Genomic DNA, 24,533 nt, shown 5'->3' on the forward strand with positions numbered 1-24,533 from the left:
TTTCCTACCGAGGTGTGTCTGAATAAATGGCAGAAATCCTTTTTGTAAGGGATCCTGTGTACAGTCATAAACCTCCATGTCTACAAAGATATGGAGGTTTTCGTTTTATACGGGCGGTATAATGATCGCGTTCTAGGAGGTGGAATCATGTCAAAGGTGATTGAACAAAAGAAACAAGTTGTTTCTGAAATTGCAGAAAAACTTCGTGACAGCCAATCAACGATCCTTGTAGACTACAGAGGTCTTGATGTAGCAGAGGTTACGGAATTACGTTCACAACTACGTGAAGTTGGCGTGGAATTCAAAGTGTACAAAAACACAATGACTCGTCGTGCGGCAGAAGAAGCTGAACTTACTGACTTAAATGATGTTTTAGTAGGTCCTACTGCTATCGCGTTCAGTAAAGATGATGTTGTGGCTCCGGCTAAAGTTTTAAATAACTTTGCGAAAGAGCATGAAGCATTAGAAATTAAAGGTGGCGTGGTCGAAGGATCTGTAGCATCACTTGAGCAGATCAAAGAACTTGCAGATCTTCCAAATTACGAAGGAATGCTTTCTATGCTACTCAGCGTACTACAAGCACCAGTACGAAACTTTGCATATGCAACAAAAGCTGTTGCAGAGCAAAAAGAAGAACAAGGTGCGTAAGAGTTTCTTATCAGAAGACAAAATATGTTCGTGAATATAAAATAAAATTAGGAGGAATTGAACATGTCTAAAGAACAAATTATTGAAGCAATTAAAGAAATGTCCGTTCTTGAATTAAATGACTTAGTAAAAGCAATCGAAGAAGAATTTGGAGTAACTGCAGCGGCTCCTGTAGCAGTAGCAGGTGGAGCAGCAGGCGGAGAAGCAGCTGAAGAACAAACTGAATTTGATGTAGTACTTGAAAGTGCTGGATCTTCTAAAATTAAAGTTGTTAAAGCTGTTCGCGAAATCACTGGTCTTGGACTTAAAGATGCTAAAGACCTTGTAGATAACGCACCTGGAGCAATCAAAGAGGGCATTGACAAAGAAGAAGCTGAAGAAATGAAATCTAAGCTAGAAGAAGCTGGCGCAACAGTAGAATTAAAATAAGTAAGAAACACAGAAAAGCTCGCTATGCACAATGGCGAGCTTTTCTTTACAACTAAGAATTTTAACAATCATCATATAAAACATAAACAGCGAACTAATTCTAACGAAGATTTGCGCTTTTCCAATATTTCCAAGAGAGTGCTGGAACACCGCTTCGGCAGAATACTTCGCTTTCCGTGGGCACGGCTTCAGCTAACTTGGTAAAGAAAACCGCTTTACCAAGTGGATCTTCAGCTCGTGCTGTTCCCACAGGAGTCTACGTATTCTGCCTACGCTAATGAAATGGAGTTATCTTTAGAAAGTGGAAATCCATAGACATTAATTACTATTGATCATTCTTACTATAATCAAAACACTGAACTAAGCGTAGGGAAAATACGTAGACTCCTACGGGATTAGCACGTGTCCGAAGACCCCGCAAGAAACCGTTCTTTGGTTTCTGAGGAGGCTGAGGCCGTGCCCGTGGAAAGCGAAGTATTTTCCCGTAGCGTATGCAAACACTCAACAAAAAACAGAATGGAAAAAAGCTATACTAAACAGAATTTTCATTAGTTCGCAGTTTGTATCTATAGGGAATAAGATTTAAGAATGGAAAGTGGGTGTGGAAATGGATCAGTATTTTTCACAGTCCCCTGATGTTGCTAGTGATCCGCAAACGTGGCAATATCTATTAAGGGGAAAGAAGTTCACTTTTACTACAGATAACGGCGTCTTTTCTAAGAATGAAGTTGACTTCGGCTCTCGTGTTTTGATTGAAGCTTTTCGTGTACCAGATATAAATGGTCCGTTACTTGACTTAGGTTGTGGTTATGGACCTATTACTATTGCCTTGGCTGCATTCCTACCCGAACGTTCTGTCGTTGGAGTAGATGTTAACGAAAGAGCTTTATCATTAGCAGAAAAAAATGCGAAACACAATAAAATCGCCAACGTATCCTTCAAAGAGAGCGATATATTATCCAATGTAACGGGCCAATCATTTGCTGCCATTTTAACCAATCCACCGATCAGAGCTGGTAAACAAATTGTACACAAGATGTTTGAAGAAGCAAAAGAAGCTTTGTTACCAAATGGCGAACTTTGGGTTGTTATTCAAAAAAAGCAAGGAGCACCTTCGGCTAAGAAGAAGCTAACAGAATTATTTGATGAGGTAGAAGTAGTAAAGAAGGAAAAGGGATACTTTATTTTCTGTGCAAAATAATTTGACTCTGTTAGGTGTTTGTGGTAATATTGAAAAATGCCAATAGGACGGAAGGTTTGTCAAGTGAAAATGTTGGAAAATTGTATATTTTTTTAAAAAATAGGCAAAACTATTCAACATGAGACTTTTGTAACTTGGCATCTTTGTTGTTACTATTAAACGGCTATTAGCTAATAGAGATTGTCTACTTAACCTTTTAGAAATCCTTTTATTATTTTCCACAGAACTATTAGTAATTGAATAACATTTGCTTATCGCAAGTGTCTATATAAAGCTTGTGTCCTAAAAAGATCACAGGTTTGTTCGGTATGCTAACCGGACGAGTGTTTAACACTTACTAAATTTATACGATCTATAGAAAAATGTCAAATGCCTATAGTAAGTTATGTATAAATAGTAAGTGTGGTTTCATTTGTGCTATTTTTATAGCAACTATCTTTAATATTGATCGAGGGGTGAATCAGTTGACAGGTCAACTAGTTCAATACGGACGACACCGCCAACGCAGAAGCTATGCGCGTATCAGCGAGGTATTAGAATTACCAAATTTAATTGAGATTCAAACTGCATCCTATCAATGGTTCTTAGATGAGGGCTTAAGAGAAATGTTCCAGGATATTTCTCCAATCGAGGATTTTGCCGGCAATTTGTCACTAGAATTTGTTGATTACAGCCTTGGAGAACCAAAGTATCCAGTCGATGAATCCAAAGAAAGAGACGTAACATACAACGCTCCTCTTCGAGTAAAGGTTCGTTTATTGAATAACGAAACAGGTGAAGTGAAAGAGCAAGAAGTCTTTATGGGTGATTTCCCATTAATGACTGAAACAGGTACTTTTATTATTAATGGTGCAGAGCGTGTTATTGTTTCACAGCTTGTTCGTTCACCTAGCGTTTATTTTAACGAAAAAATTGATAAGAATGGAAAACGTGGTTATGGCGCTACTGTTATCCCAAATAGAGGTGCTTGGTTAGAATTTGAAACAGACGCAAAAGATGTTGTACACGTACGAATTGACCGTACTAGAAAATTACCTATTACGGTATTACTTAGAGCGTTAGGTTTCGGTGATGACCAAGAAATTTTAGATTTATTTGGCGAAAATGAGTATTTAAAGAATACGTTGGAAAAGGACAACACAGAAACAAGTGAAAAGGCATTATTAGAAATTTATGAACGCCTTCGTCCTGGAGAACCGCCAACAGTAGAAAATGCTAAAAGTTTATTGGTTTCCAGATTTTTTGATCCAAAAAGATATGATTTAGCACATGTTGGTCGTTATAAAATAAATAAAAAATTGCATTTGAAAAATCGTTTATTTAACCAAATCCTTGCAGAGCCACTAGTGGATCCGGAAACGGGTGAAGTGATTGCTAACAGAGGAGATAAGTTAGATAGACGCTTGTTAGATAAAATATTACCAATACTAGACTCTGACGAAAATCGTTTCGGTGAGAGAGTGCTAGAGCCAAATGAAGGTGTATTAGAGGATCCAATTCGTGTCCAATCGATTAAGATTATGGATCCAACTGATCCTGAAGGGGAAAGAACATTAACTGTATTAGGCAATTGTAATGTAGATGACGGTATTAAAAACATTACACCAGCTGACATTCTTTCTGCCATCAGTTATTTCTTTAACATCTTACATCAGGTTGGAGATACCGACGATATTGACCACTTAGGAAATCGTCGTCTTCGTTCAGTTGGAGAGTTACTACAAAATCAATTTAGAATCGGTCTGTCACGTATGGAGCGTGTGGTTCGTGAGAGAATGTCTATTCAGGACACATCTTCCATCACTCCACAACAGTTAATCAATATACGCCCTGTCATTGCATCTATCAAAGAGTTCTTTGGTAGTTCACAGTTATCTCAATTTATGGATCAAACGAACCCGTTAGCAGAGTTAACGCATAAAAGACGTTTATCTGCATTAGGACCAGGTGGTCTGACTCGTGAACGAGCAGGGTTTGAAGTGCGTGACGTTCACTATTCTCACTATGGTCGTATGTGTCCGATCGAGACACCTGAGGGACCAAACATTGGGTTAATCAACTCCTTATCATCTTATGCGAAAGTCAATAAATTTGGTTTTATCGAAACGCCTTATCGTAGAGTTGACCCTGAAACAGGTCAAGTTACTAACCAAATGGACTACTTAACGGCGGATGAGGAAGATAACTACGTCGTTGCACAGGCGAATGCTAAGTTGAATGAAGATGGCACATTTACTGATGAGGAAGTAATTGCAAGGTTCCGTGGTGAAAACACGATTGTTAAACGTGAAAAATTAGACTATATGGACGTTTCGCCTAAGCAGGTTGTATCTGCTGCGACAGCATGTATTCCGTTCTTGGAAAACGATGACTCAAACCGTGCATTAATGGGAGCAAACATGCAGCGTCAAGCAGTACCACTTATGCAGCCTAAATCACCGATTGTTGGTACAGGAATGGAATATGTATCAGGGAAAGACTCTGGTGCAGCCGTAATTTGTAAGCATGAAGGTGTTGTAGAACGAGTAGAGGCGAAAGAAGTTCTGGTTCGTCGAATTACAGAAGTAGATGGAAAAGAAGTTGAAGGTGACCTAGACCGTTACCGTCTACAGAAATTTATTCGTTCCAACCAAGGTACTTGTTACAACCAACGTCCTATCGTATCTAAAGGTGACCGCGTGACCAAAGGTGAAATTTTAGCGGATGGTCCTTCAATGGAAAAAGGTGAACTAGCACTTGGTCAAAACGTGCTTGTAGGCTTTATGACATGGGAAGGTTATAACTACGAGGATGCGATCATTATGAGTGAGCGCCTGGTAAAAGACGACGTCTATACGTCCATTCACATTGAAGAATATGAATCAGAAGCACGTGACACGAAATTAGGACCTGAAGAAATCACACGTGACATCCCTAACGTAGGAGAAGATGCATTACGTGACTTAGATGAACGAGGCATTATCCGTGTAGGTGCTGAAGTAGAAGACGGTGACTTATTAGTTGGTAAAGTTACACCTAAAGGGGTAACGGAATTATCAGCCGAAGAACGTTTGTTACACGCTATTTTCGGTGAGAAAGCACGAGAAGTTCGTGATACATCACTTCGAGTACCTCACGGTGCAGGAGGAATTGTACTAGATGTTAAAATCTTCAATCGTGCGGATGGTGATGAATTACCACCAGGTGTAAACCAGTTAGTCCGTGTATATATCGTTCAAAAACGTAAGATTCACGAAGGGGATAAAATGGCTGGTCGTCACGGTAATAAAGGTGTTATCTCGAAAATTTTACCAGAAGAAGATATGCCATTCTTACCAGACGGAACGCCGATCGATATCATGTTAAACCCATTAGGGGTACCATCTCGTATGAACATCGGGCAAGTACTTGAACTACACTTAGGTATGGCAGCGAGACAACTAGGTATTCACGTTGCATCACCAGTATTTGATGGTGCGCGCGAAGAAGATGTTTGGGAGACTTTAGAAGAAGCTGGTCTACCAAGAGATGCGAAAACAATCCTTTATGATGGACGTACAGGTGAACCGTTTGATAACCGTGTATCTGTTGGTGTAATGTATATGATCAAGCTAGCACACATGGTAGATGATAAGTTGCACGCTCGTTCAACAGGTCCATATTCACTTGTTACGCAACAACCACTAGGTGGTAAAGCACAATTTGGTGGTCAGCGTTTCGGTGAGATGGAGGTATGGGCATTAGAAGCCTATGGTGCAGCCTATACACTACAAGAAATCCTAACGGTTAAATCAGATGATACAGTAGGTCGTGTGAAAACATATGAAGCGATCGTTAAAGGCGATAATGTTCCTGAACCAGGAATTCCAGAGTCATTTAAAGTACTGATTAAGGAATTACAAAGTCTAGGTATGGATGTAAAGATGTTATCTGGAGATGAGCAGGAAATCGAACTTCGTGATGACGAAGAAGATGATAATCAATCAGCAGATAACTTTAACCTAGAAATTGAAGAAACTACTAGTTAATGAAATACTCAAACCCGGTCATTCTTTCACCAAGGCTGACCGGGTGAGAGGTGTCTATAAAGCTTAAAGTGAACGAAACCCAAAGACTAAAAGGGAGGTTAACCCCTTGTTAGATGTAAATAATTTTGAATTTATGAAAATCGGATTAGCATCACCAAATAAAATTCGTTCTTGGTCATTTGGTGAAGTGAAAAAGCCTGAAACTATTAACTACCGTACACTTAAACCAGAGAAAGATGGTCTGTTTTGTGAACGAATTTTCGGTCCTCAAAAAGACTGGGAATGTCATTGTGGAAAGTATAAGCGTGTAAGATACAAAGGTGTCGTATGTGACCGTTGTGGTGTCGAAGTAACCAAAGCAAAAGTTCGTCGTGAACGCATGGGTCACATTGAACTAGCAGCCCCTGTTTCACATATCTGGTACTTTAAAGGTATCCCAAGCCGAATGGGGCTAGTATTAGATATGTCACCTAGAGCACTGGAAGAAGTTATTTACTTCGCAGCATACATTGTGACAGACCCAGGTGATACAGCATTAGAGAAAAAGCAATTATTATCTGAAAAAGAATACCGTGCTTATCGTGATAAATACGGTAATTCTTTTAAAGCAGCAATGGGTGCTGAAGCAATCAAGAAAATCTTGCAAGATATCGATCTTGAAAAAGAAGTAGAATTGTTACGTGAAGAATTAAAATCTGCACAAGGTCAACGTAGAACCCGTGCGATCAAACGTTTAGAAGTATTAGAAGCATTTCGTAACTCTGGTAATGATCCAAGCTGGATGATTATGGATGTTCTACCGATCATTCCACCTGAATTAAGACCAATGGTGCAATTAGATGGTGGACGCTTCGCAACTTCAGACTTAAACGATTTATATCGTCGTGTAATCAACCGAAACAATCGTTTGAAACGCCTGCTTGACCTTGGGGCACCTAGTATTATCGTGCAAAACGAAAAACGTATGCTTCAAGAAGCAGTAGATGCGTTGATTGATAATGGACGCCGTGGACGTCCGGTAACTGGACCAGGGAACCGTCCATTAAAATCACTATCCCATATGTTAAAAGGGAAGCAAGGTCGTTTCCGTCAAAACTTATTAGGTAAACGTGTTGACTATTCCGGTCGTTCCGTAATCGTTGTAGGTCCACACTTGAAGATGTATCAATGTGGTCTACCGAAAGAAATGGCTGTTGAGTTATTCAAACCGTTTATTATGAAAGAATTAGTAGAGCGAGGGTTAGCTCATAACATTAAATCAGCAAAACGTAAAATTGAGAGGTTGCATGAGGAAGTATGGGATGTCTTAGAAGACGTTATTAAAGAACACCCTGTACTATTAAACCGTGCACCAACACTACACCGTTTAGGTATTCAAGCATTTGAGCCGACACTTGTAGAAGGTCGCGCTATCCGCTTGCACCCACTTGTTTGTACTGCATATAACGCAGACTTCGATGGTGACCAAATGGCGGTACACGTTCCTTTATCAGCAGAAGCACAAGCTGAAGCACGTATTTTAATGCTCGCTGCCCAAAACATTCTTAATCCGAAAGATGGTAAACCAGTTGTTACTCCATCACAGGATATGGTACTTGGTAACTATTACGTAACAATGGAACGTGAGGATGCGATTGGTGAAGGTATGGTGTTTAAGGATTTAAACGAGGCATTAATCGCATATCAGAATGGTTTTGTACATTTACACACACGTGTTGCTATTCAACCAGCATCACTAAATAAAGAATCATTTAGCGAAGCACAAACAAATAAATTAATGATCACAACCGTTGGTAAGTTAATCTTTAACGATATGCTGCCAGAGTCATTCCCATACATGAATGAACCAACACAACAAAACTTAGAGGTTGCAACACCAGATAAGTATTTCGTTGAGCCTGGAGCTAATATTAAAGAAGAAATCGCCCAACGCGATATTATTCCACCATTTAAAAAAGGGATTCTCGGTGATATCATTGCGGAAGTATTCAAGAAGTTCAAGATCAGCGAAACTTCAAAAATGTTGGACCGTATGAAAGACTTAGGTTTTGCTTACTCTACAAAAGCTGGTATCACAGTAGGTGTATCAGATATCGTCGTGCTTGCTGAGAAAGAAGAAATTCTGGCGGAAGCACAAGATAAAGTAGATAAAGTATTGAAGCAATTCCGTAGAGGTTTAATTACCGATGAAGAACGCTATGACCGTGTTATTTCTGTATGGTCACAAGCGAAAGATACCATTCAAGAGAAACTGATGAAATCCTTGAACCCGCGTAACCCGATCTTTATGATGAGTGATTCCGGTGCGCGTGGTAACGCGTCTAACTTTACACAGCTAGCAGGTATGCGTGGATTAATGGCGAACCCGGCTGGTCGAATCATTGAATTACCGATCAAATCAAGCTTCCGTGAAGGTTTAACGGTACTAGAGTACTTTATTTCTACACACGGTGCTCGTAAAGGTCTAGCCGATACAGCCCTTAAGACAGCAGACTCTGGTTATTTAACAAGACGTCTTGTAGATGTTGCACAAGATGTGATTATCCGTGAAGATGATTGCGGAACAGACCGTGGTTTAACTGTATCTGCTATTAAAGAGGGTACAGAAATGATCGAACCACTTATTGATCGTCTCATCGGTAGAACGGTATTCCAGAATGTGAAGCATCCTGAAACAAACGAATTAATCGTTGCGAAAAACGAAGTCATCTCTGAAGATGCAGCAAAAGAAATCGTAGAATCAGGAATTGAAGAAGTAACCATTAGAACCGCCTTTACATGTAATACGAAACATGGCGCATGTAAAAAATGCTACGGCCGTAACTTAGCTACTGGTGAGGAAGTAGAAGTGGGCGAAGCTGTAGGTATTATTGCAGCTCAGTCTATTGGTGAACCAGGTACACAGTTAACAATGCGTACATTCCACACTGGTGGTGTTGCAGGAAGCGATATTACTCAAGGTTTACCGCGTATTCAAGAGATTTTCGAAGCGCGTAATCCAAAAGGTCAGGCAGTTATTTCCGAGATTTTCGGTACTGTTCAAGATGTGACCGAAGTGAAAGACAAACAAGAAATTGTTGTTCAAGGTGCGGTGGAAACCAAAACCTACACAGCGCCGTATGGTGCGCGACTTAAAGTTTCTATCGGAGATGAAGTAGAAGCAGGTCAAGCATTAACAGAAGGTTCTATTGATCCAAAAGAACTCTTGAAAGTTCAAGGTATTGACGGCGTACAATCTTACTTATTAAAAGAAGTACAGAAAGTATACCGAATGCAAGGGGTAGAAATCGGCGATAAACACGTGGAAGTAATGGTTAGACAAATGCTTCGTAAAGTACGTGTAGCTGATTCCGGAGATACAGAAGTATTACCAGGATCTCTACTAGAAATCCACCAGTTTAAAGATGCAAACAAACAAGCGATCGTAACAGGTGGTCAACCAGCAGTAGGCCGTCCGGTACTACTAGGTATTACGAAAGCATCTCTTGAAACAGATTCATTCTTATCTGCTGCTTCCTTCCAGGAGACTACAAGAGTCCTAACAGATGCAGCGATCAAAGGTAAACGAGATGAATTACTTGGACTGAAAGAGAATGTTATTATTGGTAAACTTGTGCCAGCAGGTACTGGTATGCAACGCTATCGACGTATCCAGGAAAAACTGGCCGTTGATCCCGTACAAGAAGAGGAAACAGACTCTGAAGAAGTGATTCAGTAATAATAAAAGGTCTAGTTGCCATTACTCACTGAAGTTAGGCAACACAACAGGGTTACCTGCAAGAAGTATTGCAGGTAATCCACTATTACATTTACTTGAAAGAAAACAAGGTATGCATGAAACACTTTAAATAATTATTTATTTTTACAAATAAAAGTTGACATTAATTTTTTGTGATGATAGTATATTTAAGGTGCTTCCGTTATCCTTGTTACTTTGGAGGATATGCAGATGTCTTATGAAAAAGTGGCACAGGTAAATACTGAAAAGATAGTCGGAACGAAACAAGTTTTAAAAGCCATTAAAAATGGTTATGCAAAAGAGGTAATCGTTGCTAGTGATGCTGATTCACATATTACTAGTAAAGTTTTACGAGTTGCAACTGAACATAATGTCCCTTATTTCTATGTTGATTCTATGAAAGAACTTGGAAAAGCATGTGGGATAGATGTCGGTGCAGCAACAGTAGTGATCAAACAATAAAGTTTTGGCAATTATTTGCGAAGACTTTGTTTTTTGCTCTATTATGAACCACCTGGATGTGTGGTATTACATCTTAAGAACAGAGAGGAGGAAATATAGATGCCAACTATTAATCAATTAGTTCGTAAAGGCCGTGTATCTAGAGGTAAAAAATCAGATTCACCTGCTTTAAATAAAGGGTACAATAGTCGTAAAAAAGTAGCGACTGATCAATCTGCCCCACAAAAACGTGGTGTATGTACTCGTGTGGGTACACTTACACCAAAGAAACCGAACTCTGCACTTCGTAAATATGCGCGTGTTCGTTTGTCCAACCAAATCGAGGTAACAGCTTATATTCCTGGAATTGGTCACAATCTTCAAGAACACAGTGTTGTATTAATTCGTGGTGGTCGTGTAAAAGACTTACCAGGGGTTCGTTATCACATCGTTCGTGGTGCGCTTGATACTTCAGGTGTAGAAGGACGTATGCAAGGCCGTTCAAAATACGGTGCGAAAAGACCTAAAAAATAAGTGATTTCTGATAAAAACACAATAGAAAGGAGGGGGAGATATGCCACGTAAAGGACCAGTACCAAAGCGTGATGTCTTACCAGATCCGTTATACAACTCAAAACTTGTTACACGTTTAATTAATCAGATTATGATTGATGGAAAAAGAGGTAAAGCACAAAAGATTTTGTATCGTGCTTTTGAATTAGTTCAAGAACGTAGCGGTCAAAACGCTATGGATGTGTTTGAACAAGCTATGAAAAACGTTATGCCAGTACTTGAAGTTCGTGCACGTCGTGTTGGTGGTTCTAACTACCAAGTACCAGTTGAGGTTAGACCAGAACGTCGTCAAGCATTAGGTTTGCGTTACATTGTGAATTATTCTCGTCTTCGCGGCGAAAAAACAATGGAAGAGCGTTTAGCGAATGAAATTCTAGATGCTTCAAATAATACAGGTGCATCTGTTAAAAAACGCGAAGATATGCACAAGATGGCAGAAGCAAATAAAGCATTTGCTCACTATCGCTGGTAATCATCAAACTAACAATATTTCATGTAGGAAGGAGAAAGATTCATGCCTAGAGAGTTCTCCTTGGAGAATACACGTAATATCGGTATCATGGCACACATCGATGCTGGTAAAACAACTGCAACAGAACGTATCTTATTTTATACGGGACGTATCCACAAAATTGGGGAAACACATGAAGGTGCTTCTCAAATGGACTGGATGGAGCAGGAACAAGAACGCGGTATTACCATCACTTCAGCAGCAACAACTGCTCAGTGGAAAGGTCACCGTATTAACATCATCGATACACCTGGACACGTAGACTTCACAGTAGAAGTTGAGCGTTCATTACGTGTACTTGATGGTGCGGTAGCTGTTCTAGACGCTCAGTCTGGTGTAGAACCACAAACAGAGACAGTGTGGCGCCAAGCGACAACATATGGTGTTCCACGTATTGTTTTTGTAAACAAAATGGATAAAGTAGGAGCTGACTTCCTTTATTCTGTAGGTACAATTGGTGATCGTCTGGGAGCAAACGCTCATCCAGTACAGCTTCCAATCGGTGCTGAGGATGAATTTGAAGGAATCATCGACCTTATTACGATGGAAGCTTACTATTACTTGGATGACTTAGGTACTCGTGCAGAAGCGAAGCCGATTCCTGATGAGTATAAAGAGCAAGCTGAAGAATACCGCACAAATCTAATTGAAGCAGTAGCTGAATTAGATGAAGATCTAATGGAACGATACTTAGAAGGTGAAGAGTTCTCTAATGATGAATTAAGAGCTGCTGTTCGTCAAGCAACTTTAAGTGTTGAGTTCTATCCGGTATTCTGTGGATCTGCCTTCAAAAACAAAGGGGTGCAATTGCTAATCGATGGTGTTGTGGATTACTTACCATCACCATTAGACATTCCTCCGATTGAAGGTATTGTTCCAGGAACAGATGAAGAAATAGTTCGTAAGGCAGACGACAAAGAGCCATTCTCTGCACTTGCGTTTAAAGTTGCAACAGACCCGTTTGTAGGTAAACTTACATTCTTCCGTGTGTACTCTGGTTCATTAAAATCAGGTTCATACATCAAAAACTCTACGAAAGATAAACGTGAACGTGTAGGACGTATCCTACAAATGCACGCTAACTCTCGTGAGGAAATTGCTGAGGTTTACGCTGGTGATATTGCTGGTGCTGTTGGTCTGAAAGATACTGGTACTGGTGATACGTTATGTGCAGAGAAAAGCGTGGTTATTCTAGAATCTATGGAATTCCCTGAACCAGTTATCTCTGTAGCAATCGAGCCTAAATCAAAAGCTGACCAAGACAAAATGGCGATTGCATTAGGTAAGCTTGCTGAAGAGGATCCTACATTCAAAACTGAAACAAACCAAGAGACTGGTCAAACGATCATCTCAGGTATGGGTGAGTTACACCTTGACATCATCGTGGACCGTCTGAAGCGTGAGTTTAAAGTAGAAGCTAACGTTGGTGCTCCACAAGTATCTTACCGTGAAACGTTCCGTGGTTCTGCGGAAGTAGAAGGTAAATTCGTTCGCCAATCTGGTGGTCGTGGTCAATATGGTCACGTTTGGGTTAAATTTGAACCTAACGAAGAAGGTGCAGGTTTTGAATTCGTAAATAACATCGTTGGTGGTGTTGTACCACGTGAATACATTCCATCTGTTGAGGCTGGTATTAAGGAATCAATGGAAAATGGTGTACTTGCTGGTTATCCATTAATCGATGTGAAAGCGACACTTTACGATGGAAGCTATCACGATGTTGACTCTAACGAAACAGCATTTAAAGTAGCAGCATCTATGGCGCTTAAAGCAGCGAAAAACAAATGTAACCCAGTAATCCTTGAACCAATGATGAAGGTTGAGGTTGTTATCCCAGAAGAATACATGGGTGACATTATGGGTGACGTAACTTCCCGTCGTGGGCGTGTAGAAGGAATGGAAGCTCGTGGACCTGCTCAAGTAGTAAAAGCATTTGTCCCACTTTCAGAAATGTTTGGTTATGCAACTGCACTTCGTTCTAATACACAAGGTCGTGGTACTTACACTATGCACTTCGATCACTACGAAGAAGTTCCTAAGAGCATTGCAGAAGAAATTATTAAGAAAAATGCTGGCGAATAATTGATTTTTTTCTTAATCTAAAGTATAACTTGTATTATAGGCTTAAGCATTCAAATGCCTAAGCCGAGATACATGAAAATATAAAAAAACTTTTTACTTAATTAAAGGAGGAAATATACATGGCTAAAGAAAAATTTGACCGTTCCAAAGACCACGTAAATATTGGTACAATTGGACACGTTGACCATGGTAAAACAACTTTAACTGCAGCAATTACAAACGTTCTTTTCAACAAATATGGTAGCGGGGAAGCTCGTGCTTATGACCAAATCGATGGTGCTCCAGAAGAAAAAGAACGTGGAATCACAATCTCAACAGCACACGTTGAGTACGAAACTGATAACCGTCACTATGCACACGTTGACTGCCCAGGTCACGCTGACTATGTTAAAAACATGATCACTGGTGCTGCACAAATGGACGGCGCTATCCTTGTAGTATCTGCAGCGGATGGTCCAATGCCACAAACTCGTGAGCACATCTTACTTTCTCGTCAAGTAGGTGTACCAGCGATCGTTGTATTCTTAAACAAATGTGATATGGTAGATGACGAAGAACTTCTAGAACTAGTTGAAATGGAAGTACGTGATCTATTAAGCGAATATGATTTCCCTGGTGATGATGTACCAGTAATCAAAGGTTCTGCACTTCAAGCACTTGAAGGTGAAGAGCAATACGTTAACGCAATCCTTGAACTTATGGAAGCTGTTGATGACTATATTCCTCGTCCAGACCGTGATACTGAGAAATCATTCATGATGCCAGTAGAGGACGTATTCTCTATCACTGGTCGTGGTACTGTTGCAACAGGACGTGTTGAGCGTGGTGTTGTAAAAGTAGGTGACGAAGTAGAAATCATCGGTCTTGCTGAAGAAGCTTCTAAAACTACTATCACTGGTGTTGAAATGTTCCGTAAGCTTCTTGACTATGCAGAAGCTGGTGACAACATTGGTGCACTACTTCGTGGTGTTGCACGTGAAGAAATCAACCGTGGTCAAGTACTAGCTAAGCCTGGTTCTATTACTCCACACACAAAATTCAAAGCGGAAGTTTATGTACTTTCTAAAGACGAAGGTGGACGTCACACTCCATTCTTCTCAAACTATCGTCCGCAATTCTATTTCCGTACAACTGACGTAACTGGTGTTATCGAGTTACCAGAAGGTGTGGAAATGGTAATGCCTGGTGATAATATCGAAATGACAGTATCTCTTATCTCTCCAATCGCGATTGAGGATGGAACTAAATTCTCAATTCGTGAAGGTGGACGTACAGTAGGTGCTGGTGTCGTAGCAGAAATCATTGAGTAATCAATGATATATATAAAAGCAGGTAGCCTTATGACTACCTGCTTTTTTTCGTTATAAGAAAATAGAACATTAAGTAACTCAAAGAGAGATAATACATGAATAGGAGTAACAGATGAAAAGGTTTTTAAAGTACAGCATATTCATAGTGTTTTCTATTTTATTTATAGCAGTAGTTGGTTTTTATATTTGGACACAACAAACATATGAAGCAACAGGGGAGCTTTATCAATTAGTGGATCAGATAGACGAAGAAGATGGGTGGTTAATATTTGAGCCGACCACCAATTATGAAAAGGGAATTATTATTTATCCCGGTGCTAAAGTTGAGCCAGAAGCATATAGTTACTTAGCACAAGAGTTAAGTGAACGAGGATATGTGGTAGGAATACCTACTTTCCGTTTGAACCTTGCGATAATTGATAAGGATGTAGCAAAAGAACTTCAGGCTAAATACAAACAAGTATCAGATTGGTATATAGGTGGACACTCTTTAGGTGGAGTAGCAGCTTCCATGTACACAAAAGAGAACAAAGAAATAATAAGTGGATTATTTTTTTTAGGATCCTATTCGACCAAAAGTCAAGATTTCTCAGGAACAACTTTGCCGATGCTATCTATATATGGAGAACGTGATGGACTTACTACGCTGGATGATGTTGAAGAAAGTAAAGAATACTTCTCTGAGCAAGCTGCTTTTTTTGAAATAGAAGGTGGCAACCACGCACAGTTTGGTATATATGGTCCGCAAAAGGGCGATAATGATGCTGTGATAAAGGTGAAAGAACAGCAGAACGAAATTATCGATGGCATAGATAGTTGGATTAGTAGTATTGATTGATATGTTCATTCATAATCACCAAAGTCTTTCGGCTAAGAAATCAACCTAAATAATTTCTTAAAAAATTTCATATAAATCTTGCATTCATCGCGTTATTTCTATATAATAAACAATGTTGGTCATAAAACAGGCGATGATGCGGAAGGTTGTTGGCACACCCGGCCCCTTTGCCATGGCGGGTGTATCAAGGAATTTTCGCGGAGAAAGTCTATTATCTAAATGGGCGAAAAGGAGGGAAAATAATGGCAAAAGAAAAAATTAGAATTCGTTTAAAAGCGTATGATCACCGTATTTTAGATCAGTCTGCAGATAAAATTGTAGATACTGCAAAAAGATCTGGTGCAGGAGTTTCAGGACCGATTCCATTACCAACGGAAAAATCGGTATACACAGTTTTGCGTGCGACTCACAAATACAAAGACGCTCGTGAGCAATTCGAAATGCGCACACATAAACGTCTAATTGATATTGTAAGTCCAACACCAAAAACGGTTGATTCATTAATGCGTTTGGATTTACCGTCAGGTGTAGATATTGAAATTAAACTATAATATAAATTTAACATTCTAGGAGGTGTAACGGATGACGAAAGGAATCTTAGGTCGCAAAGTCGGCATGACACAGATTTTCTCTGAAGAGGGCGAATTAATCCCTGTAACAGTAGTTCAAGCTGAACCAAACGTTGTGCTGCAAAAGCGTACAGAAGAAAATGATGGATATGAAGCAATCCAAATTGGTTTTGCAGACGAAAAGAAAAATCGCGCTAACAAACCAGAGCAAGGACATGCTGAAAAAGCAAATACTACTCCTAAGCGCTTCGTTCGTGAAATCCGTGACGTAAATCTTGATGAATATGATTTAGGTCAAGAGATAAACGTAGAGGTTTTTGAAGCAGGAGATAAAATCGATGTAACAGGTACTTCTAAAGGGAAAGGTTTCCAAGGTGCGATCAAGCGCCACAACCAACAACGTGGACCGGAAACTCATGGTTCTCACTACCACAGATCAGCAGGTTCAATGGGAGCTGCCGCTGACCCAGCACGAGTTTTTAAAGGTAAAAAACTCCCTGGACAAATGGGTGGAGAGCAAATTACAATCCAAAACTTAGAAGTAGTAAAAGTGGACGCAGAGCGTAACCTTCTATTAATTAAAGGTAACGTTCCAGGTGCAAAAAAATCATTCGTGAAAGTTACGAGTGCAATAAAGGCTAACTAATTATTAATCGAAGGGAGGATATGTCATGCCTAAAGTAGCACTATATAATCAAAGTGGATCACAAGTTGGTGATGTAGAAATCAACGACGCGGTGTTCGGAATCGAACCAAATGAACATGTACTACATGACGCTGTTTTAATGCAACGCGCATCTTTACGTCAAGGTACACATGCAGTGAAAAACCGTTCTGACGTAAGTGGTGGTGGACGTAAACCATGGCGCCAAAAAGGAACAGGTCGTGCACGCCAAGGTTCAATTCGCTCACCACAATGGGTAGGCGGTGGAACTGTTTTCGGTCCTACACCAAGAAGCTATAGCTACAAATTACCTAAGAAAGTGCGTAGATTAGCGCTTAAATCTGCTCTTTCTTCTAAGGTGAAAGAAGATAGCTTAGTAGTATTAGAAGGAATTGCAATCGAAACACCAAAAACAAAAGAAGTTGTTTCAATGCTTTCTTCATTAAATGTTGATGCAAAAGCATTAATCGTTACAGCAGATAAAGACGATGTATTAGCAAAATCAGCTAATAATCTTCAAAATGTAAAAGTACTATCAGTAAGCGAAGTGAATGTATTAGACTTGCTTACGCATGACAAGCTGATCTTAACGAAAGAAGCAGCTGAAAAAGCAGGGGAGGTGCTTGCATAATGGCAGATGCACGTGATATTATTAAGCGCCCGGTCATAACTGAACACTCTGCAGATTTAATGGCAGAAAAGAAATATACTTTTGAAGTAAGTAAAGAAGCAAACAAAACACAAATCAAAGATGCAGTAGAAGAAATCTTTGGTGTGAAAGTCTTGAATGTAAACACATTAAACAAAAAAGGTAAGTTCAAGCGCATGGGACGTTATGGCGGCTATCGCCCTAACCGTAAAAAAGCAATTGTTCAGTTATCTGAAGACAGTAAAGAACTAGATTTCTTTGAAACATTATAATTTGAATCACAAAGGAGGGAAAACAGATGGCGATTAAAAAGTATAAACCAACTTCCAATGGTCGTAGAGGTATGACGGTATCAGATTATGCTGAAATCACTACTGATCAACCAGAAAAATCACTACTTGCACCATTAAGCAAACGTGGTGGTCGTAATAATCAAGGTAAATTAACAGTTCGTCATCAAGGCGGTGGACATAAGCGTAAGTATCGTATTATCGATTTCAAACGTGACAAAGATGGAATACCAGGCAAAGTTGCTACAATCGAATACGATCCAAACCGTTCTGCAAACATCGCACTAATCCATTATGCAGATGGAGAAAAACGTTATATTATTGCACCAAAAGGTATCCAAGTAGGTCATGAAATTGTATCTGGTCCAGACGCAGATATTAAATTAGGTAATGCTTTACCACTTGGTGATATTCCAGTAGGTACAACTATTCATAACATTGAATTAAAACCAGGTCGTGGTGCACAATTAGCTAGATCTGCTGGTGCTCAAGCACAAATCCTTGGACGTGAAGGTAAATACGTATTAGTACGTTTAGCTTCAGGAGAAGTACGCTTAGTCTTAGCGACTTGCCGTGCGACTGTAGGTCAAGTAGGTAACTTAGAGCACGAATTAATCAATGTAGGTAAAGCTGGACGTTCTCGTTGGCAAGGCAAGCGTCCAACAGTTCGTGGTTCTGTAATGAACCCTAACGATCACCCTCACGGTGGTGGTGAAGGACGTGCACCTATCGGACGTAAATCACCAATGTCACCTTGGGGCAAACCAACACTTGGTTACAAAACACGTCAGCGTAACAAACAATCAGATAAATTTATTGTACGTAAACGTAAAAAATAACGGGGTTGAACGACGGGCATTAATACCCGTCCGACAATCGCGAAGGGAGGCTTATCCATGGGTCGTAGCTTAAAAAAAGGACCTTTCGCAGATGACCATTTAATGAAAAAGATCGATAAATTGAACGAGGATGACAAAAAAACAGTAGTGAAGACGTGGTCTCGTCGCTCTACCATTTTCCCTAACTTTGTCGGTCATACGATTGCGGTATATGATGGTCGCAAACATGTGCCAGTATACGTAACAGAAGATATGGTTGGACACAAATTAGGTGAATTCGCTCCAACACGTACGTATAGAGGACACGCTGGAGACGACAAGAAAACAAAACGTTAATTGAGAGGAGGTACTCCTAATGCAAGCAAAAGCTGTTGCAAAATCAGTTCGTATTGCTCCTCGTAAAGTCCGCCTAGTGATTGACTTAATCCGAGGCAAAGATGCAGGAGAAGCAATTGCGATTTTAAAACATACACAACGCGGTGCTTCACCAGTTGTGGAGAAATTATTAAACTCTGCGATCGCAAATGCAGAGCACAATTATGAAATGAACCCTGAGAATTTAGTAGTGTCAGAAGCGTTTGTAAATGAAGGTGTTACTTTGAAACGTTTCCGCCCACGTGCACAAGGTCGTGCAACACAAATCAACAAACGAACTAGCCACATTACAGTGGTTTTATCTGAGAAAAAGGAGGGATAATCTGTGGGTCAAAAAGTAAATCCAACTGGTCTTCGTGTCGGAGTTATCCGTGATTGGGAATCTAAGTGGTATGCAGGTAAAGATTACGCAGACCTTTTACATGAAGATATTAAAATTCGTGAATATATCGAAGGACGTTTAAAAGATGGTGCTGTATCTAAAGTTGAAATCGAAAGAGCAGCAAACCGTGTAAATATCTCTATTTCTACAGCTAAGCCAGGTATGGTAATTGGTAAAGGTGGTTCTGAAGTAGAAGCACTACGTAAATCACTAAACCAACTAACTGGTAAGAGAGTACACATTAATATTGTCGAAGTGAAAAAAGCTGATTTAGATGCTAAATTAGTAGCAGAAAATATCGCACGTCAATTAGAAAACCGTGTATCATTCCGTCGTGCACAGAAACAAACGATCCAACGCGCTATGCGTGCAGGTGCGAAAGGTATTCGTACACAAGTATCAGGTCGTCTTGGTGGTGCAGATATGGCGAGAGCTGAAAGTTATAGTGAAGGAACAGTTCCACTTCATACTTTGCGTGCAGATATCGATTATGGTACTGCAGAAGCAGACACAACTTACGGTAAACTAGGTGTTAAAGTATGGATTTATCGTGGAGAAGTCCTTCCAACTAAAAACAATAACTAAGGAAGGGGGCAAAGCATTATGTTAATGCCAAAACGTGTAAAACATCGTAAGCAACATCGTGGTAATATGAAAGGTAAAGCGAAAGGCGGTACGTCAGTAGCATTTGGTGAATACGGTCTTCAGGCTGTTGAAGCTGCATGGATTACTAGCCGTCAAATCGAAGCAGCTCGTATAGCGATGACTCGTTATATGAAACGTGGTGGTAAAGTATGGATTAAAATTTTCCCAGATAAACCTTATACAGCTAAGCCTCTAGAGGTTCGTATGGGTTCTGGTAAAGGTGCTCCTGAAGGATGGGTAGCAGTTGTAAAACCTGGTAAGATAATGTTTGAGATTGCGGGTGTATCGGAAGAGGTAGCACGTGAAGCACTTCGTCTTGCATCTCACAAATTACCAATCAAAACGAAATTCGTAAAACGAGAAGAAATTGGTGGTGAAATCAATGAAGGCTAATGAAATTAGAGAACTAACCACTGCCGAAATTGAACAAAAGATCAAGTCGTTAAAAGAAGAGCTTTTCAATTTGCGTTTCCAACTTGCAACAGGTCAGTTGGAAAACACAGCACGTCTACGCGAAGTACGTAAGTCCATTGCACGTATGAAGACTGTTGTTCGCGAAAGAGAGCTAAGCGTAAATAACTGATAATAAAGGAGGTTAGCCTCAGATGAGTGAGCGTAATAATCGTAAGGTCTATACCGGACGTGTCGTATCTGACAAAATGGATAAGACAATCACTGTTGTAGTTGAGACATATAAATTTCACACTTTATATGGTAAACGTGTTAAATACTCTAAAAAATTCAAAACTCATGATGAAAACAACCAAGCAAAAATTGGCGATGTTGTACGCATCATGGAAACTAAGCCACAATCTAAGACAAAACGTTTCCGTCTAGTTGAAGTTGTGGAAGAAGCAGTAATTATTTAATTTAAGTTCGCTCGGATAAGTTCCGAAGGGAGGGTACACGAATATGATCCAACAAGAATCTCGTTTAAAAGTAGCAGATAACTCTGGTGCTCGTGAAGTACAAGCGATTAAAGTACTAGGTGGTTCTGGTCGCAAAACAGCGAACATTGGTGATGTAATTGTTTGCTCGGTAAAACAAGCAACACCAGGTGGCGTTGTTAAAAAAGGTGAAGTCGTAAAAGCAGTAATCGTACGTTCTAAGAGCGGAGTAAGACGTAAAGACGGTTCTTATATTCGATTTGATGAGAATGCAGCTGTCATCGTTCGTGATGACCAAAGTCCAAGAGGTACTCGTATTTTTGGACCAGTTGCACGTGAATTGCGTGATGCGAAATTCATGAAAATCGTATCTCTAGCTCCAGAAGTATTATAAGCACGTTACGGAAAAACCGTGTAAGGAGGTGCGGATAGCATGCATGTCAAAAAAGGTGATAAAGTACAAGTAATTACAGGTAAAGATAAAGGAAAGCAGGGTACTGTTTTAGCTGCATTTCCGAAAAAAGATCGTGTGCTTGTAGAAGGTGTTAATGTTGTGAAGAAACACGCTAAGCCTTCTCAGGAAAACCCACAAGGTGGTATCTTAAATCAAGAAGCAACGATTCATGTATCAAATGTATTGCCAGTAGACCCTAAATCTGGCGAACCAACTCGAGTTGGATATGAAGTACGTGATGGAAAGAAAGTTCGTATCGCTAAAAAATCTGGTGAATCTTTAGATAAATAGTCTTAGCGATGAAAGGAGGTTTACGTGATGAACACTTTAAAAGAAAAGTACAATAATGAAATTGTTTCTTCATTAGTTGAGAAATTTAATTATGAATCCGTAATGGAAGTACCAAAGGTCGAAAAAATAGTTGTGAACATGGGTGTTGGTGATGCAGTGCAAAACTCTAAGGCACTTGATGCTGCAGTAGAAGAATTGGCACAAATCACTGGTCAAAAACCTGTTGTAACAAAAGCAAAGAAATCAATCGCAGGCTTCCGTTTACGTGAAGGAATGCCAATCGGTGCGAAGGTAACATTGCGCGGAGAGCGTATGTATGACTTCCTTCAAAAGCTTATCGACGTATCACTACCACGTGTACGTGACTTCCGTGGTATCTCTAAAAAAGCATTTGATGGCCGTGGTAACTACACTTTAGGTGTAAAAGAACAATTAATTTTCCCAGAAATTAATTATGACCAAGTAAACAAAGTGAGAGGGATGGACGTTGTTATCGTAACAACAGCTGATTCTGACGAAGAAGCTGCGGATCTCTTAACACAACTTGGCATGCCTTTCCAAAAATAAGCGAAAAGCTAAAATAAGGAGGGAAAAGAGTGGCTAAAAAATCAATGATCGCAAAGCAACAACGCAAAGCGAAATTCAAAGTGCAAGAATACACTAGATGTGAACGTTGTGGACGTCCACACTCTGTAATCCGCAAATTCAAGCTTTGCCGTATTTGTTTCCGTGAACTTGCATATAAAGGTCAAATTCCTGGTGTTAAAAAAGCAAGCTGGTAAATCCCCGATTAGGGAAGGAGGTAATGAGAAATGGTTATGACAGATCCAATTGCAGATATGCTTACTCGTATTCGTAACGCTAATATGGTTCGCCATGAAAAATTGGAGTTCCCAGCGTCGAATCTTAAGAAAGAAATCGCAGATATTTTAAAACGTGAAGGTTTTATCCGTGACTATGAGTATGTAGAGGATAACAAACAAGGAATCCTTCGTATCTTTTTGAAGTATGGTACAAACGAAGAGCGTGTAATTTCAGGTTTAAAGAAAATCAGTAAACCAGGTTTACGTGTTTATGCAAAAGCTGATGAGCTTCCTAAAGTATTAAATGGTTTAGGTATTGCGATCGTTTCTACTTCAAAAGGGGTATTATCTGATAAAGAAGCACGCACGCAAGCAATCGGTGGCGAAGTGCTAGCATATATTTGGTAAGATATTCTTAGAAGACAGGAGGTGTAGTAGCATGTCTCGTATAGGTTTAAAACTTTTAGAGATTCCAGAAGGTGTGGAAATCAAAGTAAATGGAAATAACATTACTGTTAAAGGACCAAAAGGTGAATTGAGCCGTTCTTTCGACAGTGATATGAAAGTAAATATTGAGGATAATGTATTGACTGTTGAGCGTCCAAGTGACTCTAAACAACATAAAGCATTACATGGTACAACTCGAAGCCTAATCGGTAATATGGTGGAAGGTGTCCATAAAGGTTTCGAAAAAGCTCTTGAGATTCAAGGTGTAGGTTACCGTGCACAAAAACAAGGAAATAAACTTGTTGTTAATGCTGGTTATTCTCACCCTGTAGAATTGGAACCAATTGACGGTATCGACATTGAAGTTCCAGCTAATACAAAAGTAGTTGTAAAAGGTATCGACAAAGAATTAGTTGGTGCTGTTGCAGCAAACATTCGCGCTATTCGCCCACCAGAACCATATAAAGGTAAAGGTATCCGTTATGAAGGTGAATATGTACGTCGTAAAGAAGGTAAAACTGCTAAGTAAGTTTAGGTAGCAAGCAGAAAGGAGTGACCTAGATGATCACAAAGCCTGATAAAAATAGTGTACGTAAAAAAAGACATCAGCGTATCCGTAAGAATCTATTCGGAACACAGGAACGCCCACGTCTAAACGTATTTCGTTCAAATAAACACATCTACGCACAACTAATCGATGATGTTAACAATGTAACATTAGTTAGTGCATCTACGGTAGATAATGAGTTAAACTTAGAAGCAACAGGAAATGTAGAAGCTGCAAAGCAAGTTGGTGAGCTTATCGCAAAACGTGCAATCGATAAAGGATTGACAAATGTTGTTTTTGATCGTGGTGGATATTTATATCATGGTCGAGTTAAATCTCTAGCAGATGCTGCTCGCGAAGCAGGTCTTGAATTTTAATCAAAAAAGGAGGGACATATGTTGCGTACTAACATCGACCCAAACAAATTAGATTTAGAAGAACGCGTTGTAACAATTAACCGTGTAGCAAAAGTTGTAAAAGGTGGACGTCGTTTTCGTTTTGCTGCATTGGTAGTAGTTGGAGATAAAAACGGTCATGTAGGATTTGGTACAGGTAAAGCACAAGAGGTACCAGATGCTATTAAAAAGGCAATTGATGATGCAAAGAAAAACTTAGTCAATGTACCGATCGTTGGAACTACAATTCCACACGAAATTCACGGACAATTCGGAGCTGGTAACATCTTAATGAAACCAGCTGTTGAAGGTACCGGAGTTATCGCAGGTGGACCTGTACGTGCCGTATTAGAACTAGCTGGTGTAGGTGATATTCTTTCTAAATCACTAGGTTCTAACACACCAATTAACATGGTTCGTGCAACAATCAATGGACTTAGCGAATTAAAACGTGCTGAAGAAGTAGCAAAACTTCGTGGCAAGTCTGTAGAAGAATTGTTAGGATAAGGAGGGAAAC

The 24,533-nt window shown here is 39.8% G+C and carries 30 protein-coding genes and 1 other annotated feature (1 of these 31 cut by a window edge); all 30 genes read left to right on the forward strand.

Features of this window, described 5'->3' with window-relative positions:
- Window positions 1-112 (forward strand) — a sequence feature (ribosomal protein L10 leader region); it begins 47 nt to the left of the window's first position.
- Between the two features lie 35 nt (window positions 113-147).
- The 30 genes from rplJ (at window position 148) to rpsE (ending at window position 24,523) form a co-directional block, all read left to right on the forward strand.
- Window positions 148-648: a 50S ribosomal protein L10 gene (gene rplJ, locus GHT08_RS16610; protein WP_163582589.1), complete on the forward strand. Its 501-nt coding sequence runs from the start codon at window positions 148-150 to the stop codon at window positions 646-648.
- Between the two features lie 63 nt (window positions 649-711).
- Window positions 712-1,077 (forward strand): 50S ribosomal protein L7/L12, encoded by a 366-nt coding sequence (gene rplL / locus GHT08_RS16615; RefSeq protein WP_163582590.1) that lies wholly within the window; start codon window positions 712-714, stop codon window positions 1,075-1,077.
- A 607-nt stretch (window positions 1,078-1,684) separates the two neighbouring features.
- Window positions 1,685-2,278 (forward strand): class I SAM-dependent methyltransferase, encoded by a 594-nt coding sequence (locus GHT08_RS16620; RefSeq protein WP_163582591.1) that lies wholly within the window; start codon window positions 1,685-1,687, stop codon window positions 2,276-2,278.
- A 464-nt stretch (window positions 2,279-2,742) separates the two neighbouring features.
- Window positions 2,743-6,285: a DNA-directed RNA polymerase subunit beta gene (gene rpoB, locus GHT08_RS16625; RefSeq protein ID WP_018934203.1), complete on the forward strand. Its 3,543-nt coding sequence runs from the start codon at window positions 2,743-2,745 to the stop codon at window positions 6,283-6,285.
- A gap of 106 nt (window positions 6,286-6,391) precedes the next feature.
- Window positions 6,392-10,003: a DNA-directed RNA polymerase subunit beta' gene (gene rpoC, locus GHT08_RS16630; protein ID WP_153835611.1), complete on the forward strand. Its 3,612-nt coding sequence runs from the start codon at window positions 6,392-6,394 to the stop codon at window positions 10,001-10,003.
- A gap of 231 nt (window positions 10,004-10,234) precedes the next feature.
- Window positions 10,235-10,486 carry a 50S ribosomal protein L7ae-like protein gene (locus GHT08_RS16635; protein WP_153835612.1) on the forward strand — a complete coding sequence of 84 codons (252 nt, stop codon included), beginning with the start codon at window positions 10,235-10,237 and terminating at the stop codon, window positions 10,484-10,486.
- A gap of 99 nt (window positions 10,487-10,585) precedes the next feature.
- On the forward strand, window positions 10,586-10,999 hold the full coding sequence (gene rpsL, locus GHT08_RS16640) for a 30S ribosomal protein S12 (RefSeq protein ID WP_163582592.1): 414 nt from the start codon (window positions 10,586-10,588) through the stop codon (window positions 10,997-10,999).
- 40 nt (window positions 11,000-11,039) lie between these two features.
- Window positions 11,040-11,510 carry a 30S ribosomal protein S7 gene (gene rpsG, locus GHT08_RS16645; RefSeq protein WP_018934207.1) on the forward strand — a complete coding sequence of 157 codons (471 nt, stop codon included), beginning with the start codon at window positions 11,040-11,042 and terminating at the stop codon, window positions 11,508-11,510.
- A 42-nt stretch (window positions 11,511-11,552) separates the two neighbouring features.
- The gene (gene fusA, locus GHT08_RS16650) at window positions 11,553-13,631 is read left to right on the forward strand and encodes an elongation factor G (protein ID WP_163582593.1); all 2,079 of its coding nucleotides are present in this window, start codon (window positions 11,553-11,555) and stop codon (window positions 13,629-13,631) included.
- A gap of 119 nt (window positions 13,632-13,750) precedes the next feature.
- Window positions 13,751-14,941: an elongation factor Tu gene (gene tuf, locus GHT08_RS16655; protein WP_153835615.1), complete on the forward strand. Its 1,191-nt coding sequence runs from the start codon at window positions 13,751-13,753 to the stop codon at window positions 14,939-14,941.
- Window positions 14,942-15,053: 112 nt separating this feature from the next.
- Window positions 15,054-15,779 carry an alpha/beta family hydrolase gene (locus GHT08_RS16660; RefSeq protein ID WP_163582594.1) on the forward strand — a complete coding sequence of 242 codons (726 nt, stop codon included), beginning with the start codon at window positions 15,054-15,056 and terminating at the stop codon, window positions 15,777-15,779.
- Window positions 15,780-16,021: 242 nt separating this feature from the next.
- Window positions 16,022-16,330: a 30S ribosomal protein S10 gene (gene rpsJ, locus GHT08_RS16665; protein WP_018934210.1), complete on the forward strand. Its 309-nt coding sequence runs from the start codon at window positions 16,022-16,024 to the stop codon at window positions 16,328-16,330.
- Window positions 16,331-16,361: 31 nt separating this feature from the next.
- Window positions 16,362-16,994: a 50S ribosomal protein L3 gene (gene rplC, locus GHT08_RS16670; RefSeq protein ID WP_153835617.1), complete on the forward strand. Its 633-nt coding sequence runs from the start codon at window positions 16,362-16,364 to the stop codon at window positions 16,992-16,994.
- Between the two features lie 25 nt (window positions 16,995-17,019).
- Entirely contained in the window at window positions 17,020-17,643 is a 624-nt protein-coding gene (gene rplD, locus GHT08_RS16675; RefSeq protein ID WP_153835618.1) for a 50S ribosomal protein L4, read from the forward strand.
- Window positions 17,643-17,933 carry a 50S ribosomal protein L23 gene (rplW, locus tag GHT08_RS16680; RefSeq protein ID WP_153835619.1) on the forward strand — a complete coding sequence of 97 codons (291 nt, stop codon included), beginning with the start codon at window positions 17,643-17,645 and terminating at the stop codon, window positions 17,931-17,933. Before rplD ends, rplW begins: the two co-directional genes overlap by 1 nt.
- A 26-nt stretch (window positions 17,934-17,959) precedes the next feature.
- The gene (gene rplB / locus GHT08_RS16685; protein ID WP_153835620.1) at window positions 17,960-18,790 is read left to right on the forward strand and encodes a 50S ribosomal protein L2; all 831 of its coding nucleotides are present in this window, start codon (window positions 17,960-17,962) and stop codon (window positions 18,788-18,790) included.
- A 57-nt stretch (window positions 18,791-18,847) separates the two neighbouring features.
- On the forward strand, window positions 18,848-19,126 hold the full coding sequence (gene rpsS / locus GHT08_RS16690; protein ID WP_018934215.1) for a 30S ribosomal protein S19: 279 nt from the start codon (window positions 18,848-18,850) through the stop codon (window positions 19,124-19,126).
- 19 nt (window positions 19,127-19,145) lie between these two features.
- Complete coding sequence (gene rplV / locus GHT08_RS16695; protein ID WP_018934216.1) at window positions 19,146-19,487, forward strand: 50S ribosomal protein L22; 342 nt, start codon at window positions 19,146-19,148, stop codon at window positions 19,485-19,487.
- Window positions 19,488-19,490: 3 nt separating this feature from the next.
- The gene (gene rpsC, locus GHT08_RS16700; protein WP_018934217.1) at window positions 19,491-20,132 is read left to right on the forward strand and encodes a 30S ribosomal protein S3; all 642 of its coding nucleotides are present in this window, start codon (window positions 19,491-19,493) and stop codon (window positions 20,130-20,132) included.
- A gap of 18 nt (window positions 20,133-20,150) precedes the next feature.
- Window positions 20,151-20,585 carry a 50S ribosomal protein L16 gene (gene rplP / locus GHT08_RS16705; protein WP_018934218.1) on the forward strand — a complete coding sequence of 145 codons (435 nt, stop codon included), beginning with the start codon at window positions 20,151-20,153 and terminating at the stop codon, window positions 20,583-20,585.
- Window positions 20,575-20,775, forward strand: coding sequence for a 50S ribosomal protein L29 (rpmC, locus tag GHT08_RS16710; RefSeq protein ID WP_018934219.1), 201 nt, complete (start codon window positions 20,575-20,577; stop codon window positions 20,773-20,775). Before rplP ends, rpmC begins: the two co-directional genes overlap by 11 nt.
- A gap of 22 nt (window positions 20,776-20,797) precedes the next feature.
- A complete protein-coding gene (gene rpsQ, locus GHT08_RS16715; RefSeq protein WP_153835621.1) occupies window positions 20,798-21,061 on the forward strand; it encodes a 30S ribosomal protein S17 in 264 nt (87 codons plus the stop codon).
- Window positions 21,062-21,104: 43 nt separating this feature from the next.
- Entirely contained in the window at window positions 21,105-21,473 is a 369-nt protein-coding gene (rplN, locus tag GHT08_RS16720; RefSeq protein WP_018934221.1) for a 50S ribosomal protein L14, read from the forward strand.
- 39 nt (window positions 21,474-21,512) lie between these two features.
- Window positions 21,513-21,824: a 50S ribosomal protein L24 gene (gene rplX, locus GHT08_RS16725; protein WP_163582595.1), complete on the forward strand. Its 312-nt coding sequence runs from the start codon at window positions 21,513-21,515 to the stop codon at window positions 21,822-21,824.
- Between the two features lie 27 nt (window positions 21,825-21,851).
- On the forward strand, window positions 21,852-22,391 hold the full coding sequence (gene rplE, locus GHT08_RS16730) for a 50S ribosomal protein L5 (protein ID WP_163582596.1): 540 nt from the start codon (window positions 21,852-21,854) through the stop codon (window positions 22,389-22,391).
- Window positions 22,392-22,420: 29 nt separating this feature from the next.
- The gene (gene rpsN, locus GHT08_RS16735) at window positions 22,421-22,606 is read left to right on the forward strand and encodes a 30S ribosomal protein S14 (RefSeq protein WP_018934224.1); all 186 of its coding nucleotides are present in this window, start codon (window positions 22,421-22,423) and stop codon (window positions 22,604-22,606) included.
- 30 nt (window positions 22,607-22,636) lie between these two features.
- Window positions 22,637-23,035, forward strand: a complete 399-nt coding sequence (gene rpsH, locus GHT08_RS16740; protein WP_163582597.1) for a 30S ribosomal protein S8 — start codon at window positions 22,637-22,639, stop codon at window positions 23,033-23,035.
- Between the two features lie 31 nt (window positions 23,036-23,066).
- On the forward strand, window positions 23,067-23,603 hold the full coding sequence (rplF, locus tag GHT08_RS16745; protein WP_018934226.1) for a 50S ribosomal protein L6: 537 nt from the start codon (window positions 23,067-23,069) through the stop codon (window positions 23,601-23,603).
- 32 nt (window positions 23,604-23,635) lie between these two features.
- Complete coding sequence (gene rplR, locus GHT08_RS16750) at window positions 23,636-23,998, forward strand: 50S ribosomal protein L18 (protein ID WP_153835623.1); 363 nt, start codon at window positions 23,636-23,638, stop codon at window positions 23,996-23,998.
- A gap of 18 nt (window positions 23,999-24,016) precedes the next feature.
- Entirely contained in the window at window positions 24,017-24,523 is a 507-nt protein-coding gene (rpsE, locus tag GHT08_RS16755) for a 30S ribosomal protein S5 (protein ID WP_018934228.1), read from the forward strand.
- Window positions 24,524-24,533 lie beyond the last annotated feature (10 nt).

Source organism: Gracilibacillus saliphilus, assembly GCF_010994085.1.
GTDB lineage: Bacteria > Bacillota > Bacilli > Bacillales > Amphibacillaceae > Gracilibacillus > Gracilibacillus lacisalsi.

What these genes read in the sequence shown, in the direction of transcription:
- rplJ (WP_163582589.1), top strand. Translation starts at nt 148, where the DNA reads ATGTCAAAGGTGATTGAACAAAAGAAACAAGTTGTTTCTGAAATTGCA.
- rplL (WP_163582590.1), top strand. Translation starts at nt 712, where the DNA reads ATGTCTAAAGAACAAATTATTGAAGCAATTAAAGAAATGTCCGTTCTT.
- GHT08_RS16620 (WP_163582591.1), top strand. Translation starts at nt 1,685, where the DNA reads ATGGATCAGTATTTTTCACAGTCCCCTGATGTTGCTAGTGATCCGCAA.
- GHT08_RS16635 (WP_153835612.1), top strand. Translation starts at nt 10,235, where the DNA reads ATGTCTTATGAAAAAGTGGCACAGGTAAATACTGAAAAGATAGTCGGA.
- rpsL (WP_163582592.1), top strand. Translation starts at nt 10,586, where the DNA reads ATGCCAACTATTAATCAATTAGTTCGTAAAGGCCGTGTATCTAGAGGT.
- rpsG (WP_018934207.1), top strand. Translation starts at nt 11,040, where the DNA reads ATGCCACGTAAAGGACCAGTACCAAAGCGTGATGTCTTACCAGATCCG.
- fusA (WP_163582593.1), top strand. Translation starts at nt 11,553, where the DNA reads ATGCCTAGAGAGTTCTCCTTGGAGAATACACGTAATATCGGTATCATG.
- tuf (WP_153835615.1), top strand. Translation starts at nt 13,751, where the DNA reads ATGGCTAAAGAAAAATTTGACCGTTCCAAAGACCACGTAAATATTGGT.
- GHT08_RS16660 (WP_163582594.1), top strand. Translation starts at nt 15,054, where the DNA reads ATGAAAAGGTTTTTAAAGTACAGCATATTCATAGTGTTTTCTATTTTA.
- rpsJ (WP_018934210.1), top strand. Translation starts at nt 16,022, where the DNA reads ATGGCAAAAGAAAAAATTAGAATTCGTTTAAAAGCGTATGATCACCGT.
- rplC (WP_153835617.1), top strand. Translation starts at nt 16,362, where the DNA reads ATGACGAAAGGAATCTTAGGTCGCAAAGTCGGCATGACACAGATTTTC.
- rplD (WP_153835618.1), top strand. Translation starts at nt 17,020, where the DNA reads ATGCCTAAAGTAGCACTATATAATCAAAGTGGATCACAAGTTGGTGAT.
- rplW (WP_153835619.1), top strand. Translation starts at nt 17,643, where the DNA reads ATGGCAGATGCACGTGATATTATTAAGCGCCCGGTCATAACTGAACAC.
- rplB (WP_153835620.1), top strand. Translation starts at nt 17,960, where the DNA reads ATGGCGATTAAAAAGTATAAACCAACTTCCAATGGTCGTAGAGGTATG.
- rpsS (WP_018934215.1), top strand. Translation starts at nt 18,848, where the DNA reads ATGGGTCGTAGCTTAAAAAAAGGACCTTTCGCAGATGACCATTTAATG.
- rplV (WP_018934216.1), top strand. Translation starts at nt 19,146, where the DNA reads ATGCAAGCAAAAGCTGTTGCAAAATCAGTTCGTATTGCTCCTCGTAAA.
- rplP (WP_018934218.1), top strand. Translation starts at nt 20,151, where the DNA reads ATGTTAATGCCAAAACGTGTAAAACATCGTAAGCAACATCGTGGTAAT.
- rpmC (WP_018934219.1), top strand. Translation starts at nt 20,575, where the DNA reads ATGAAGGCTAATGAAATTAGAGAACTAACCACTGCCGAAATTGAACAA.
- rpsQ (WP_153835621.1), top strand. Translation starts at nt 20,798, where the DNA reads ATGAGTGAGCGTAATAATCGTAAGGTCTATACCGGACGTGTCGTATCT.
- rplN (WP_018934221.1), top strand. Translation starts at nt 21,105, where the DNA reads ATGATCCAACAAGAATCTCGTTTAAAAGTAGCAGATAACTCTGGTGCT.
- rplX (WP_163582595.1), top strand. Translation starts at nt 21,513, where the DNA reads ATGCATGTCAAAAAAGGTGATAAAGTACAAGTAATTACAGGTAAAGAT.
- rplE (WP_163582596.1), top strand. Translation starts at nt 21,852, where the DNA reads ATGAACACTTTAAAAGAAAAGTACAATAATGAAATTGTTTCTTCATTA.
- rpsH (WP_163582597.1), top strand. Translation starts at nt 22,637, where the DNA reads ATGGTTATGACAGATCCAATTGCAGATATGCTTACTCGTATTCGTAAC.
- rplF (WP_018934226.1), top strand. Translation starts at nt 23,067, where the DNA reads ATGTCTCGTATAGGTTTAAAACTTTTAGAGATTCCAGAAGGTGTGGAA.
- rplR (WP_153835623.1), top strand. Translation starts at nt 23,636, where the DNA reads ATGATCACAAAGCCTGATAAAAATAGTGTACGTAAAAAAAGACATCAG.
- rpsE (WP_018934228.1), top strand. Translation starts at nt 24,017, where the DNA reads ATGTTGCGTACTAACATCGACCCAAACAAATTAGATTTAGAAGAACGC.